A 13,656-nucleotide genomic window follows, 5' to 3' on the forward strand; every position below is an offset into this window, starting at 1 on the left:
CTCATCCGGGTGGAGTCCTGTGCCCATGTGCGCACGGTGCCGCTGCGGCGTTCTGCTCGCCGCGCGTGGGCGGATTCGTGTGCGGAGATAGAGCACGAGCCCGCCCGGACACGGCCGGGTAGGGTGCGCGTCGATGACGACGTTCGATCCCGAGGCGGGGGTCCTGCGCGTGCGCCACGCCGCGCTCGCGGTGCTCGCCCTGCTGGCGACCGAGCCGGCGAGCCAGCGGCTCCACGACCACGCGGTCGCCGAACCGCTCGCCGAGCTGCGGCGTGCCGGCCTCGTCGGCCGAGGCGGGCTGGAGCCCGCGGTCGCGCCGCTCGCGCATGCGGTCGGGGCCGCGCGCCTCGTCGCCGACCTCGTCGCCAGCGACCACGGCACGACGCACCGCGCGCGGTTGTGGCTGGGCCCGGAGGCCGAGGGCGCGGGGGAGCTCGCCGTCGTCGGCCTCGCACTGCCGGACGACCCGGACACGTACGCGCTCATGGCCGACGTGCCCGGGCAGGCACCGGCGCTGCTGGCCGAGCTCGTCGGGTTGGGCACGGTCTCCGACCCGCCGGTGGAGGGCTCGCGCCGGCTTCCGGCGGAGGCCTTCGTCGCGCTCGTGGCCGCCGACGAAGGGCTCGACCGGGACGAGGTCCTCACCGTGGCGGGCGACGACGAGTTCGGCAGGGCCCTCGCCGACGGCCTGAAGGGGGCCGGGCTGCGCTGGCGCCTGACGGTCGTCGACGGCCCCGAGCTGTGGGTGTTGGACGCGGGCGCGAGCGGACTGTGGCTCGCGCACCGTGAGGAGACCGACGCCTCGGTGATCGTGCGACCAGTCAGCGGCGTCGCGGCCCGTGAGGCCATCGGGGAGCTCCTGCGCGGGTGAGCGCGCAGCGCTCGCCTCGGGTCACCCAGCGGCGGGCTGGAGCAGTCCCGCCAGGAATTTGCCGGTGTAGCTCTCCCCCACCGCGGCGACCTGCTCGGGTGATCCCTGGGCGACCAGACGCCCACCGCCGGCGCCGCCCTCCGGCCCGAGGTCGATCACCCAGTCGGCGGTCTTGATCACGTCGAGGTCGTGCTCGATCACGATGACCGTGTTGCCCTTGTCGACCAGTCGGTGCAGCACGCTCAGCAGCTTGCGCACGTCCTCGAAGTGCAGCCCGGTCGTGGGCTCGTCGAGGATGTAGACCGTCTGGCCGGTCGCGCGCTTGCGCAGCTCGCTGGCGAGCTTCACCCGCTGGGCCTCGCCGCCGGACAGCGTCGTCGCAGGCTGCCCGAGCCGCACGTAGCCGAGTCCCACGTCCACGAGCGTCTCGAGGTGACGGGTGATCGCCGGAATCGACGAGAAGAAGTCCCGTGCCTCCTCGATGCTCATGTCGAGCACCTCGGCGATCGTCTTGCCCTTGTACCGCACCTCGAGGGTCTCGCGGTTGTAGCGAGCGCCCTTGCACACCTCGCACGGCACGTGGATGTCGGGCAGGAACTGCATGTCGATCAGGATCGTCCCGTCGCCCGAGCACGCCTCACAGCGGCCGCCCTTGACGTTGAACGAGAAGCGACCCGGCTGATACCCCCTCACCTTGGCCTCCTGGGTGGAGGCGAAGAGCTTGCGGATGTGGTCGAACAGCCCCGTGTACGTCGCCGGGTTCGACCGCGGCGTGCGCCCGATCGGCGACTGGTCGATCCCCACGACCTTGTCGATCCCGTCGAGCCCCTCCATGCGGCGGTGCTTGCCGGCGACCTCCCGCGACCCATTGACCTCGCGCATCAGGGCGGTGCGCAGGATGTCGTTGACCAGCGTCGACTTGCCCGACCCCGAGACCCCGGTCACGCAGGTGAAGACCGAGAGGGGGAAGCGCGCGTCGAGGTTCTGGAGGTTGTGCTCCTTCGCGCCCCGGATCGTGAGGGCGTGGCCGCGCCTGGGCTTGCGGCGCTCACCGGCGATCGGGATCTCCCGCCGTCCGGCGAGGTAGTCGCCGGTGAGCGACTCCTCCACCCCGGTCAGCTCCTCGACGGGCCCGGAGTGCAGGATCCGCCCACCGTGCTCGCCCGCGCCGGGGCCGATGTCGACGACGTGGTCGGCGGAGCGGATCGTCGCCTCGTCGTGCTCCACGACGATCACCGTGTTGCCGAGGTCGCGCAGCCGAGCGAGCGTGTCGATCAGACGCTCGTTGTCCCGTTGGTGCAGCCCGATCGAGGGCTCGTCGAGGACGTAGAGGCAGCCGACCAGGCCGGACCCGATCTGGGTCGCCAGCCGGATGCGCTGCGCCTCCCCGCCCGCGAGCGTCCCGGCCGAGCGGTCGAGGGTGAGGTAGTCGAGACCGACCGCCAGCAGGAACCCGAGCCGGCTCGAGACCTCCTTGAGGACCCCCTCGGCGATCATCGCGTCCCGCTCGGACAGCTCGAGGCCCGAGAAGAACGCGTCGGCGTCCGCGACGCTCAACGCGCAGGCCTCGGCGATCGAGTTGCCGCCCACGGTCACGGCGAGCGCGAGCGGCTTGAGCCGCGCGCCCTTGCAGGCCGAGCACGGCACCTGCCGCATGTACTGCTCGATCCGCTCGCGCGTGTGCTCGCTCTCGCTCTCGGCGTGGCGCCGCACGAGCTGGGCGAGCACCCCCTCGTAGCGGGCGCGGTACTGCCGTCGCCTCCCGAACCGGTTGGTGTACTGGACGAGGATGCGCTCGTCGTCGGGCAGGCCGCGCAGCACGACGCGCTTGGCGTCCTTGGGCAGGTTCCGCCACGGGGTGGCCGGGTCCACGCCGATGTGCGCGGCGAGGGCGCGCAGCAGCTGGCGGTAGTACGTCGAGGTGCTGCCGGTCGCCCAGGGCAGGATCACGCCCTCGTCGAGGCCCAGCGCCGGGTCGCCGATGATGAGGTCGGGGTCGACCTCGAGCCGGGTGCCGAGCCCGCCGCAGGTCTCACACGCTCCGTAGTAGGTGTTGAAGGAGAAGTCGCGGGGCGCCAGTTGGTCGAATGAGAGCTGGCAGGTCGTGCAGGCGAGGTGCTCGCTGAACGTCGTGCGCTCGGCCTCGCCCTCCTCGTTCCGCGGGACGGTCTCGACCGCGGCGAGCCCGTCGCCGAGCTCGAGGGCGGTCTCGATCGAGTCGGCCAGTCGGCGGCGGATCCCGTCCTTGGCCACGAGCCGGTCGACGATGACCTCGATCGTGTGCTGCTCGTACCGCTCCAGGCGCGGCAGCTCGCCGGCGAGGTCCACGATCTGGGGCTCGCGCGTGCCGGAGGTGATCCGGGCCCGCGCGAAGCCGCGACCCGCGAGCTCGCGCATGAGCGTGTCGTACTCGCCCTTCCGGCCGCGCACCACCGGGGCGAGGATCTGGAAGCGGGTGCCCTCGGGATAGCCCTCGACCTGGTCGACGATCTGCTCCGGGGTCTGCTTCGCGATCTCCTGTCCGCAGCGGGGGCAGTGCGGCTGACCGACTCGGGCGTAGAGCAGGCGCAGGTAGTCGTAGATCTCGGTCGTCGTGCCGACCGTCGAGCGGGGGTTGCGCGACGTCGACTTCTGGTCGATCGAGATCGCCGGCGAGAGCCCCTCGATCGACTCGACGTCGGGCTTCTCCATCTGTCCGAGGAACTGGCGCGCGTACGCCGAGAGCGACTCCACGTACCGTCGCTGTCCCTCGGCGTAGATCGTGTCGAACGCGAGGCTCGACTTCCCGGAGCCGGACAAGCCGGTGATGACCACGAGCCGGTCCCGGGGGATGTCGACGTCGATGTCGGCGAGGTTGTGTTCCCGGGCCCCGCGCACCGCCAGGACGTCACGACCGCCGGTCGCAGGTGCCGGGGTCGCGGTGCGAGGGGACATCCCAGCGCGTTCGATGCGCTCGTCGTCGGTCGTGTCGGCGGTGTCGGTGCGGGTCACCAGGTCCTCTCGGATCACAGACGTCTGGCAGTGGCGGCCGGGGAAGGCGGCGCACACGCGGTGCGCTCGGCGGATCGGCGCGGCCGCGGACGACGCGGCCGGGGAGGCAGCCAACCGCCGCCAAGTCTAGCCCCCGCCGACGATGGGGATGCCTACGGATCGAGGCGTCCACGACCGACACGGAGGAGGCGCACGTGACCGAACGCGATCCCGGCCATGTGGAACCCGGCGGTCCCCCGCTGACCCGGCGCATCACGCAGGACGGCACCCCGATCAGGGTCTCTAAACTGTCGGTCGGCCCCATGGACAACAACGCGTACCTGCTGGTCGACGAGACGTCCGGTCAGGGGCTGCTCATCGACGCGGCCAACGAGGCCGAGCGCATCCTCGACATGGTCGCCGACACCCGGCTCGAGGCGATCTTCACCACCCACCGCCACTTCGACCACGTCCAGGCCCTACCGCAGGTGGCGGAGGCGACGGGGGCGCCCTCCCTCGCGCACGCGGATGATGTCGAGGAGATCCCGAAGGTCGATCGAGCCGTCGGCGGCGGCGAGGAGATCATGTTCGGCCGCGCCAGGGCGCGCCTGGTCCACACCCCCGGCCACACCCCCGGCTCGACGTGTGTGCTGCTCGAGGGCGACGGCGGTGACGGCGCACCCCGCCGCTATCTGTTCAGCGGCGACACGCTGTTCCCGGGCGGTCCAGGGCGGACAACATCCGTGGACGAGTTCGAACGGATCATGGACAGCCTCGAGCAGCGGCTGTTCGCCCTGCCCGACGACACCCAGGTCTGCCCGGGGCACGGCGACGACACGACCCTCGGCCACGAGCGGCCGACCGTCCCGGAGTGGCGCGCACGCGGATGGTGAAGTCCGTCCCGCCACGTTCAGACTCGGTCGCGATAGCCCGCGCCGTGCTCGCGGCGACCGCCTGGTTCCCGGGGCGTGCCGGCCCGGACCCGTCTCACCACATGCTGTGGACGGGAGCCTTCGCGGCCCGCTGCCGGCAGCTTCTCTCAGCCATGACGACGCTGGTGGAACACGGCGAGGACGACGGCGTTGGGGCCCTCTACCGCCCTCTGCTGGAGACCTACCTGAGCGGCGTCTTTGTCCTGCTCGGCGGAGACGAGGCTGTCGAAGTTCTGGGACGCGGCCTTCTCCACATCACGCATGAGATCGATGTCGCTCTCGGATTAGCTGAACGGGAGGACCGACCTGACGAGGCCAAACGACTCGACGTCTCCGATTACAAGGGGAAGACCGGTCTCGTCCAGCGCGTCGACCAACTCCTGGCCGAACAGAACGACGAGTACCGAGGTTGGGCAACGGGCATCCACAGGCACCACTATCGGGTGCTCAGCCTCTACGACGCCCACGGAGGGGCAGGTTGCCTTCACCGATATCTGGTCACGTCCCCCGACGGTCCGGTCGTCCAGAGCGCTCGCGGCACTCCTGAGATCGCGATCCTGTACCTCCAACACGCGATCGCTCTGGTGACCGGCCTCGCCGGCCTGTGGGGAGTTCGTGCGGGCCAGGAGGTCTCCGAGCTTGTCGACGTTGAGCAACGATGGCGGGAGATGCAACCCGAGGAGTGGGGCTGCTGAGCCTCGGCTCCAGGCGCCCCTGTCGCACTCCCCGCTTACGATGCTTGAATGTTCGAGCTGGACAACCGCGACCTTGCGTCTCTCCTCCTCATGGGCGTCTTCCTACTGACGGCGTTCTCGCGACGCCGCGTCCGGGAGTCGTTCTCCGACGTGGCGAGAGCGTTCCTTCGGCCCATCATTCTTGTGCCGTTGGTGCTGCTGGTGGGGCACGTGGCGGGGCTCATCTACCTAGGTTTTGCCCTTGGCATCTGGGATGCAGAACTGATGCGCCCCACGGTCGCGTGGTTCCTCACGGCCGTGGTCGCGTTCTTCTCCATCGACAAGGCGCAGCGGGACCCCAGGTTCGTCCGGAAGGTCGGGCTCAGGACCGTCGGGATCGCCGTTACGTTGGAGTTCATCGCCAACCTCTACGTATTGAGCCTGGGGTGGGAGATCGCCTTGGCGGTCGTTGGCGTGGTCCTGGTCCTGTTGGCGGCCGTGGCGAGCACCCGTCCGGAGCATCGTCCGGTGGCGACCGCTGCCGAGGCGCTACTCGGGCTCCTCGGGCTCGGGGTCATCGGATACTCAGTCCGGCAGCTGGTGATCAACTGGAGCGACGTGGATCGGGGCGGGCTAGCTCTGGAGTTCCTGCTGCCGATCTGGATGACCTTGGGGCTACTGCCCCTTCTGTACGTCTTCGCCTTGTATGCGGGGTATGAGGGTCCAGCTCGGGAGTTGCGCCGCGCAGACGGCACGCGCCTTGCTCGACTGAAGGCCTTCATCGCGCTTCTCGCGAAGGTGCGCACCCGACGGTCGAGCCTTGGCCTCGTGAAGCTCTACTGGACTCGACAGATGGTGCAGGCCGACTCGGTCCGGGGCGCCATGAGTGTCGTCCAGGAGATGATGGACGAGGCCGAGGCGAGACAATCTGCCGCCGAGGCCGAGAACCAGAGACTAGTCGACTACGCCGGGGTTACCGGTGTGGACTCCGAGGGCCGCCAGCTGGACCGTCGCGAATTCAAGGAGACGACCAAGTCGCTTCGGTGGCTCGCGACTTGTCACATGGGCCATTACCGGCAGCTCGGTCGCTACCGGCCGGACATGCTGACCGTGATCGAGGACCCAAGGACCTTCCCGGGCCTGCCGGAGGATCACGGCATCCACATGCATGTCACCGCAGATGGCCAGTGCTGGTGGGCGTGGAGGCGCACGATCACAGGATGGTGCTTCGCCATCGGGGCAGCCGAGGAACCACCGGACCAGTGGCTCTACGACGGTCCCGAACCGCCTGAGGGGCCGCCAGGTCACGACCCCCAGTGGGGTGATGGTCCCTTCGACCTGGCCAATGAACCGAACTGGTAGGTGCGCCAACCAGCTTCGACACGAGAACCCTGTCGACCCCACCCGGCCCAAGAATTCGCCGGGCGAGAGCGGGAGCAAGTACCCCCACGCTCTCCCGCCCCCCTCATGCGTGGGGGTCCTCTCCCCGACCCCGCCGGCCGTGTGGCTGCAGACTCGGGGCGTCTACTGGCACACGCCTGCCCGATGTTGACCTTCGCCCTAGTGTCCTGAATCGTAAGTTCGTTGCATAATGTGGTACGATCCCTTCCTCCGATGAGAGGATGGGCGATGGCGGCTCGTGGCAGGCCAAAGGCCACGTTGGAGCTGTCCGATGAGGACCGGGCGACGCTCGAGCGGTGGGCGCGCCGTCCCAAGACGTCGCAGCGGTTGGCGCAGCGCTCGCGGATCGTGCTGGCGTGCGCGAGGGGCGCGTCGAACCGGGAGGTCGCCGCCGAGCTGGGCGTCAGCGAGGCGACGGTGGGCAAGTGGCGGCGACGGTTCGTCGCTGGCGGTGTGGACGCGTTGGCGGATGCGCCGCGGCCGGGCGCGCCCCGCCAGATCACCGACGCCGACGTCGAGCGGGTGATCACCAAGACCTTGGAGGAGGCCCCGCCGGATGCCACGCACTGGTCGACGCGGTCGATGGCCGCCGCGGCGGGCATGTCGCAGACGGCAGTCAGCCGCATCTGGCGCGCGTTCGGCCTCAAGCCGCACCTGACCGAGACGTTCAAGGTCTCCACCGACCCCGACTTCATCGACAAGGTCAGAGACATCGTCGGGCTCTACCTCGACCCGCCCGAGCGCGCGGTCGTGCTGTGCGTGGACGAGAAGTCCCAGACCCAGGCGCTCGACCGCACCCAGCCGGTGTTCCCGCTGCTGCCGGGCACCCCCCAGCGGGCCACCCACGACTACGTCCGCCACGGCACCACCAGCCTGTTCGCCGCCTTGGACCTGGCCACCGGCAAGGTCATCGGCCAGCACCGCCGCCGCCACCGCGCCGCCGAGTTCAAGACGTTCCTCAACCAGATCGACGCCGAGGTGCCCGACCACCTCGACGTGCACCTGGTGCTGGACAACTACGCCACCCACAAGACCCCAGAGATCCAACGCTGGCTGCTGCGCCACCCGCGCTTCCACCTGCACTTCACGCCCACCGGCGCCAGCTGGCTCAACCTCGTCGAGCGCTGGTTCGCCGAGCTGACCACCAAACTGCTGCAGCGCAGCACCCACACCTCGGTGCAAGCCCTCGAATCCGACATCCGCGACTGGATCGCCACGTGGAACGAGAACCCCCGCCCGTACGCGTGGCACAAGACCGCCGACGAGATCCTCCACGCCCTCTCCGAATATTGCCAACGAATCTCCGACTCAGGACACTAGGAACCGCTCACCCCTGCGTCCGTGACGTGCTCCACCGTCCAACCCCGACGAGTCGCCTCCGCGTCGATGGCCTCCCTCTGGGCGGCGAGCCCGAGCCCGGAGCCTGCCTGCTCCTCGGTGCTAACCCGGCTGTACCCGTAGACCGTCACGGCGGCGTCCGCTCGTCGCGTCGTGGAGCCACCGTACGGTGAACGGGTCCTTCTCTGTGTCGTCGCCCACCCTCGGCCGGTGCCGCGATGTCGGCCGTGGGTTCCCCCGGGGTCCACACGGCCTCGCGGATGGTGGCGACCCGACCCTGGCTCACCGACCACCCGAATTCACCTCGACACCCGGCGACCAGGCGGCTCGTGCTGGGGGCGGGCCGCCGTCGCCCGGGGTCCAGGGGCGGCTCGGTCACACGGGGGCCGAGCCGCCCGAATCAGCACCCGAGCAGCACACGGTGTGGACCCGTCCACCGGCCTGCGCTGCCACAGTGCTCCGCACGATCAGCCGTGGACCTCCTGCAGCGCGCGCAGCTCGCGCTTGAGCTCGGAGATCTCGTCGCGCAAGCGGGCCGCGTACTCGAACCGTAGGTCGGCCGAGGCCTCGCTCATCTCGTCGCTCAGCGACCGGATGAGCTGCTCGAGGTCGTCGATCGGCATCTCCCCGACCTCGCCCTCGCGCTCGTCGGCTCCGGCGCGGCGGCGCTTCGGCTCGCGTCCCAGGTTCGGCGTCGACCCCTCGTAGGGCACGCCGGCCTCGGCCGCCCTGGCCCGCTCCACGATGTCGCTCACCGCCTTGCGGATGGTCTGCGGATCGATCCCGTGCTCCTCGTTGTACGCGAGCTGAAGCCGGCGGCGCCGCTGGGTCTCGTCGATCGCCCGCTGCATCGAGTCGGTCACTTGGTCCGCGTAGAGGATCACGTGCCCGTGGACGTTGCGTGCGGCACGACCGACGGTCTGGATCAGGGACGTCTCGCTGCGCAGGAACCCCTCCTTGTCCGCGTCGAGGATCGCGACCAGTGACACCTCGGGCAGGTCGAGCCCCTCGCGTAGCAGGTTGATCCCCACGAGCGCGTCGAACTCCCCCAACCGCAGCTGGCGCAGGATCTCGATCCGCTCGACCGTGTCGATCTCCGAGTGCAGGTAGCGGACCTTGAGCCCCGACTCGAGGAGGTAGTCGGTCAGGTCCTCGGCCATCTTCTTCGTCAGGGTCGTCACGAGCACGCGCTCGTCGTTCTCGGCGCGGCCGTGGATCTCGCCGATCAGATCGTCGATTTGGCCCTTGGTGGGACGCACGACCATCTCGGGGTCGACCAGGCCGGTGGGCCGGATCACCTGCTCGGCCACCGTGGACGCCACGCGCCGCTCGAAGGGCCCCGGCGTCGCCGACACGTGCAGTGTCTGGGGGGTGCGCGCGCGGAACTCCTCGAACGTGAGCGGGCGATTGTCGAGCGCCGACGGCAGCCGGAACCCGTGCTCCACGAGCACCTGCTTGCGGGATCGGTCGCCCTCGTACATACCGCCGATCTGGGGGTTCGTGACGTGCGACTCGTCGACCACGAGCAGGAAGTCGTCCGGGAAGTAGTCGAGCAGGGTGTAGGGCGCCTCGCCGGGGCGGCGCCCGTCGACGTGGCGGGAGTAGTTCTCGATGCCGGAGCAGAACCCGATCTCGCGAATCATCTCGAGGTCGTAGTTGGTCCGCATCCGCAGGCGCTGGGCCTCCAGGAGCTTGTCCTGCGCCTCGAGCTCCTTGAGCCGTTCGGAGAACTCGTCCTCGATGGTGCGGACCGCCCGCTCCATCCTCTCGGCCCCGGCCACGTAGTGTGAGTTCGGGAAGATCCAGGCCTCGGGCACCTGCGCGGTCAGCTCGCCGGTCACCGTGTCGACCTTCGAGATGCGGTCGACCTCGTCGCCGAAGAACTCCACCCGGTACGCGATCTCCGCGTCGGCCGGGTGAACCTCGAGCGTGTCACCGCGCATCCGGAAGGTGCCCCGCGTCAGGGTCATGTTGTTGCGCTCGTACAGCAGGTCCACGAGCTTGCGCAGCACCCCCTCCACGTCGACGGTGTCGCCCTCGGCGAGGCGCAGCACGTGCTGTGCGTACTCCTCGGGTGAACCGAGGCCGTAGATGCACGAGACACTCGCGACGATCAGCACGTCGCTGCGGGTCAGCAGCGCCATGGTCGCCCGGTGCCGCAGCCGCTCGACCTCCTCGTTGATCGAGGTGTCCTTCTCGATGTACGTGTCGGTCTGCGGGACGTACGCCTCGGGCTGGTAGTAGTCGTAGTAGCTGACGAAGTACTCGACGGCGTTGTCGGGGAAGAACTCGCGGAACTCGTTGGCCAGCTGGGCCGCCAGGGTCTTGTTCGGGGCCATGACGAGCGTGGGCTTCTGGACCTGCTCGACGATCTTGGACACGGTGTACGTCTTGCCGGAGCCGGTGACGCCGAGGAGCACGACGTCGGACTCGCCGCGGCTGACCGCCGCGCTCGCCCCCTCGATCGCCCGGGGTTGGTCACCCGCGGGCTCGTACCCGCTCGCGACCTCGAACGGCCGGCTCTCCTGGCTCGCGCGCACCTCGGTCATGGCCCGAGGGTACTGCCACCTCGGCGGTGGATCGGGGCTCCGGGCCGCGGACACCCGCACCACCGGCCGAGCTGGGGCAGGATGGGCACGCGATGCGTCCGCTCGTCGACCGCCTGCTGACCGCGCTCGCGATGCTCGCGCTGCGCGGGTTCTTTCGCGATCTCGAGGTCGAGGACCGCGAGCGGGTGCCGCAGCAGCGTCCGACCATCGTGGTGGCGAACCACTTCAACGCGCTCGTCGATGCGGCGACGGTGGTCGCGGTCCTCGGTCGGCTCCCCCGGTTCGTCGCGAAGGCGACCCTGTGGGCGAAGGTCTACCGTCGGCCGTTCCTGTGGCTCGGCGGCCTCGTCCCCGTCGACCGTCCGAGCCATCGGAGTGAGACGCGAACACGTGGGGATCGCGGTACAGGCGGCGTGTCCGAACGGCTGCGGGCGGCGTTCGCCTCGTGCCGCGACGTCCTCGCGCGCGGCTCGTCGGTCGCGATCTTCCCCGAGGGAGCGGTGTCGCGACAGCCGCGCCTCGCACCGGTACGCACCGGCACCGCGCGCATCGCGCTCGGCACTGCTGCGGAGGGCGTACGCGGCATCGTGATCCTGCCGATCGGCCTGACCTACGAGGACAAGATCGCGCTCCGCTCGCGTGCCCTCGCGGAGGTCGGGGAACCCCTCGACCTCGACGAGTGGCTCGCTGAACGAGAGGCCGAACCCGATCCGACCGATCGCCGCACGGTCCGCGCGCTGACCCGGGATATCGCCGCGCGCCTCGCCGCCGTCTCCCCGGACTACGCGGACGAACGGGAACAGGCGGCAGTCGGCCGTGCCGCGGAGGTGGCGCTGCGTCCCGCCGGCGGCGTGCGACCCCGGCGCGTGCCGCTCGCGGAGCGGGAGCACCTGGCGCGCCGCCTCGCTCGGGCACCCGAGGAGGTGAAGGAGCGGGTGCTCGACGCGCTCGGTCGGTACCAGCTCGACCTGGCCCTGCTCGGGATCCGTGACGAGGAGGTCGTCGCGCGCCCCAGGCCGGCGCGGCTCGCGGCCATGCTCGCGGGATCGGCGATCCGCTTGGGGCTCGTCGCCCCGTTCGCCCTGGCGGGCGCCGCCATCAACGTGCTGCCGTACTGGGGCGTGCACTGGGCGGGGAGGCTCATGCGCAACCCGGTGCTCAAGGGCAGCGCACGGCTGCTCGTCGGGATCGCGCTCTTTCCCGCCGCGTGGGCGATCGCCGCGTGGCAGATGCCGGCCATGGAGGGGTGGCTCGCGAACAGCGCGGTCATCGTCGCGGCACCGGTCCTGGGCCTGATCGCGGTCTGGGCCCTCGAGGATGCCGTGCTCGTCCGCCGCGCATGGCGCGCCTGGATCGCGGCGCTCGAACGGGGTGCGGACCTTCCCCAGGTCCGCGCCGATCGCGCCCGCGTCGTGCGGCTCGTCGAGGAGAGCGTCGCCGCGATCGAGTCGGGGGCGCCGCAGCCGGGCATCGACACGATGGCCGACGACCGGCAGGAGTCGGCCTGACCCCGGCGCCGCCCCTCAGCGACGCCGGCGCAGGAACCAGAGGAACGCGGCGATGAGGGACAACGCCCCCAGGACCGGTCCGAGACGCCGGGACACCGAGCCCCCCGCGACGTCGATGAGGTCGATCGCCTCGTCCTCCGACGTGCTCGGGTCCTGATGGACCATCCGCGCCGCGGCGGGTGTCACCTGCGGCTCCTGTCGCAGGTCGGTGCCCCCGCCGGCCGGCGCGGCGGCCGTTCGTTCCTCGTGCACGCCCTCGGCAGCCACGCGCTCCTCCTCGGTCGGTGCGCCGGCGAGGCGCTCGGCGAGGCAGTCGGCGAACTGCGACAGGAGCTTGTCGCCGACCTCGGACATGACCCCCCGCCCGAACTGTGCGGGTCGGCCCGTCACCGACAGGTCGGTGGTCACCTGCACGTCGGTCTGTCCGCCCTGATCGGTGAGCTGAGCGGTGACGGTCGCCGACGCCGTGCCGCTGCCGCGGGTCTCCTGCCCCTTCGCGGTCAGCTGTGCACGGTACGCCTGGGAGTCGGTCTCGGTGAACGAGGCGGTGCCCTTGTAGGTCAACTGCATCGGCCCCACCTTGACCTTGACGCGGCCGCTGAAATCGTCCTCACGCACCTCGGTGAGGGTCGCGCCCGGCATGCACGGGGCCACGCGCTCGACATCGAGCAGGACCTCCCACGCGTCGTCGATCCCCACCGGGACGGTGAACGAGTGCTCTAGCTGCATCGCTGCCTCCTGCTCCCCTCGGCGGACCCCTCGGCACTCGGTCGGTCGGTGGCCGACCGATCCCCGGCCGCGCCGCGGACGGGCCACCGGTGTTGCGCGGCCTCGAGCTCCTCGGGCGTGTCCAGATCGGTCGGGTCGGCCACATCCTCGCACGGAACGAGGCGCACGATATCCGGTCGGGCGTCCAGCAGGTCACGCGCCCCGCGATCGCCGACGGCGTGCGCGGCGGCCGCCGCCCAGAGGGAGCGGTCCAGCACCACCGGGTTGCCCCGCCGTCCCGCGTACCCCGCCACCGCGATCAACGCCCCCGCGCGCCACGCCGCCGTCAAGCGGGTCACCGCGGAGGGGCCCACACCCGGCTGGTCGACGAGCGCGATCGCGACCGCTCCGAGGTGCTCGTACTCGCCGAGTGCGTCGAGCGCGACCCGCAACGACGACCCCATCCCCTCCTCCCACGCGGGATTGTCGAGCACGAGCGCGTCGCCCAGCCGTGCCCGGGCACGAACCCTGGGGCCGCCAGCGCCGAGCACGACGATCACCGGCCGGCAACCGGCCTCGCGCAGCGTGCGGGTCGCCCCTTCGACGAGCAACTCCCCGCCGACCTCCACGAGCGCCTTCGGGCCGCCGAGCCGCCGTCCCTGGCCGGCCGCGAGGAGAACGCCGGCGACGTCGCTCATCGCCGGG

General features: G+C 70.7%; 11 protein-coding genes. 6 read left to right on the forward strand and 5 right to left on the reverse strand.

Annotation, left to right across the window (positions count from 1 at the left end; translation table 11 throughout):
- Positions 1 to 133 precede the first annotated feature (133 nt).
- The gene (locus tag ER308_RS20855; RefSeq protein ID WP_131156757.1) at positions 134 to 871 is read left to right on the forward strand and encodes a hypothetical protein; all 738 of its coding nucleotides are present in this window, start codon (positions 134 to 136) and stop codon (positions 869 to 871) included.
- A 21-nt stretch (positions 872 to 892) separates the two neighbouring features.
- On the opposite strand, the gene uvrA is transcribed toward ER308_RS20855, so the two are convergent.
- Entirely contained in the window at positions 893 to 3,805 is a 2,913-nt protein-coding gene (gene uvrA, locus ER308_RS20860; RefSeq protein ID WP_131157151.1) for an excinuclease ABC subunit UvrA, read from the reverse strand.
- Positions 3,806 to 4,056: 251 nt separating this feature from the next.
- Here uvrA and ER308_RS20865 point away from each other — a divergent pair, with 251 nt between their 5' ends.
- From ER308_RS20865 to ER308_RS20880, 4 genes are all read left to right on the forward strand, one after another.
- Positions 4,057 to 4,734 (forward strand): MBL fold metallo-hydrolase, encoded by a 678-nt coding sequence (locus tag ER308_RS20865; protein WP_240731879.1) that lies wholly within the window; start codon positions 4,057 to 4,059, stop codon positions 4,732 to 4,734.
- Positions 4,735 to 4,886: 152 nt separating this feature from the next.
- Positions 4,887 to 5,468: a hypothetical protein gene (locus ER308_RS20870; RefSeq protein ID WP_131156758.1), complete on the forward strand. Its 582-nt coding sequence runs from the start codon at positions 4,887 to 4,889 to the stop codon at positions 5,466 to 5,468.
- Between the two features lie 48 nt (positions 5,469 to 5,516).
- The gene (locus ER308_RS20875) at positions 5,517 to 6,809 is read left to right on the forward strand and encodes a hypothetical protein (RefSeq protein WP_131156759.1); all 1,293 of its coding nucleotides are present in this window, start codon (positions 5,517 to 5,519) and stop codon (positions 6,807 to 6,809) included.
- 267 nt (positions 6,810 to 7,076) lie between these two features.
- A complete protein-coding gene (locus ER308_RS20880) occupies positions 7,077 to 8,168 on the forward strand; it encodes an IS630 family transposase (protein WP_131153200.1) in 1,092 nt (363 codons plus the stop codon).
- On the opposite strand, the gene ER308_RS23340 is transcribed toward ER308_RS20880, so the two are convergent.
- Both ER308_RS23340 and uvrB read right to left on the reverse strand, forming a co-directional pair.
- Positions 8,165 to 8,479 carry a recombinase family protein gene (locus ER308_RS23340; RefSeq protein ID WP_420826186.1) on the reverse strand — a complete coding sequence of 105 codons (315 nt, stop codon included), beginning with the start codon at positions 8,477 to 8,479 and terminating at the stop codon, positions 8,165 to 8,167. The genes ER308_RS20880 and ER308_RS23340 overlap by 4 nt on opposite strands.
- A gap of 174 nt (positions 8,480 to 8,653) precedes the next feature.
- Positions 8,654 to 10,735, reverse strand: a complete 2,082-nt coding sequence (uvrB, locus tag ER308_RS20890; RefSeq protein WP_131156761.1) for an excinuclease ABC subunit UvrB — start codon at positions 10,733 to 10,735, stop codon at positions 8,654 to 8,656.
- A 92-nt stretch (positions 10,736 to 10,827) separates the two neighbouring features.
- Between uvrB and ER308_RS20895 the strand changes: the two genes are divergently transcribed.
- Positions 10,828 to 12,243: a 1-acyl-sn-glycerol-3-phosphate acyltransferase gene (locus tag ER308_RS20895; RefSeq protein ID WP_131156762.1), complete on the forward strand. Its 1,416-nt coding sequence runs from the start codon at positions 10,828 to 10,830 to the stop codon at positions 12,241 to 12,243.
- 15 nt (positions 12,244 to 12,258) lie between these two features.
- Here the strand turns inward: ER308_RS20895 and ER308_RS20900 are convergent, their stop codons facing one another.
- The gene (locus tag ER308_RS20900) at positions 12,259 to 12,972 is read right to left on the reverse strand and encodes an SRPBCC family protein (protein ID WP_131156763.1); all 714 of its coding nucleotides are present in this window, start codon (positions 12,970 to 12,972) and stop codon (positions 12,259 to 12,261) included.
- Complete coding sequence (locus tag ER308_RS20905; protein ID WP_131156764.1) at positions 12,963 to 13,649, reverse strand: nucleotidyltransferase family protein; 687 nt, start codon at positions 13,647 to 13,649, stop codon at positions 12,963 to 12,965. The genes ER308_RS20900 and ER308_RS20905 overlap by 10 nt, the downstream gene beginning before the upstream one ends.
- Positions 13,650 to 13,656: the final 7 nt, after the last annotated feature.

Source organism: Egibacter rhizosphaerae (assembly GCF_004322855.1).
Lineage (GTDB): Bacteria > Actinomycetota > Nitriliruptoria > Euzebyales > Egibacteraceae > Egibacter > Egibacter rhizosphaerae.

Coding starts and splice junctions, on each gene's coding strand:
- ER308_RS20855 (WP_131156757.1), top strand. CDS start 134: ATGACGACGTTCGATCCCGAGGCGGGGGTCCTGCGCGTGCGCCACGCC.
- ER308_RS20905 (WP_131156764.1), bottom strand. CDS start 13,649: ATGAGCGACGTCGCCGGCGTTCTCCTCGCGGCCGGCCAGGGACGGCGG.
- ER308_RS20900 (WP_131156763.1), bottom strand. CDS start 12,972: ATGCAGCTAGAGCACTCGTTCACCGTCCCGGTGGGGATCGACGACGCG.
- uvrB (WP_131156761.1), bottom strand. CDS start 10,735: ATGACCGAGGTGCGCGCGAGCCAGGAGAGCCGGCCGTTCGAGGTCGCG.
- ER308_RS20870 (WP_131156758.1), top strand. CDS start 4,887: ATGACGACGCTGGTGGAACACGGCGAGGACGACGGCGTTGGGGCCCTC.
- uvrA (WP_131157151.1), bottom strand. CDS start 3,805: ATGTCCCCTCGCACCGCGACCCCGGCACCTGCGACCGGCGGTCGTGAC.
- ER308_RS20895 (WP_131156762.1), top strand. CDS start 10,828: ATGCGTCCGCTCGTCGACCGCCTGCTGACCGCGCTCGCGATGCTCGCG.
- ER308_RS20875 (WP_131156759.1), top strand. CDS start 5,517: ATGTTCGAGCTGGACAACCGCGACCTTGCGTCTCTCCTCCTCATGGGC.
- ER308_RS20880 (WP_131153200.1), top strand. CDS start 7,077: ATGGCGGCTCGTGGCAGGCCAAAGGCCACGTTGGAGCTGTCCGATGAG.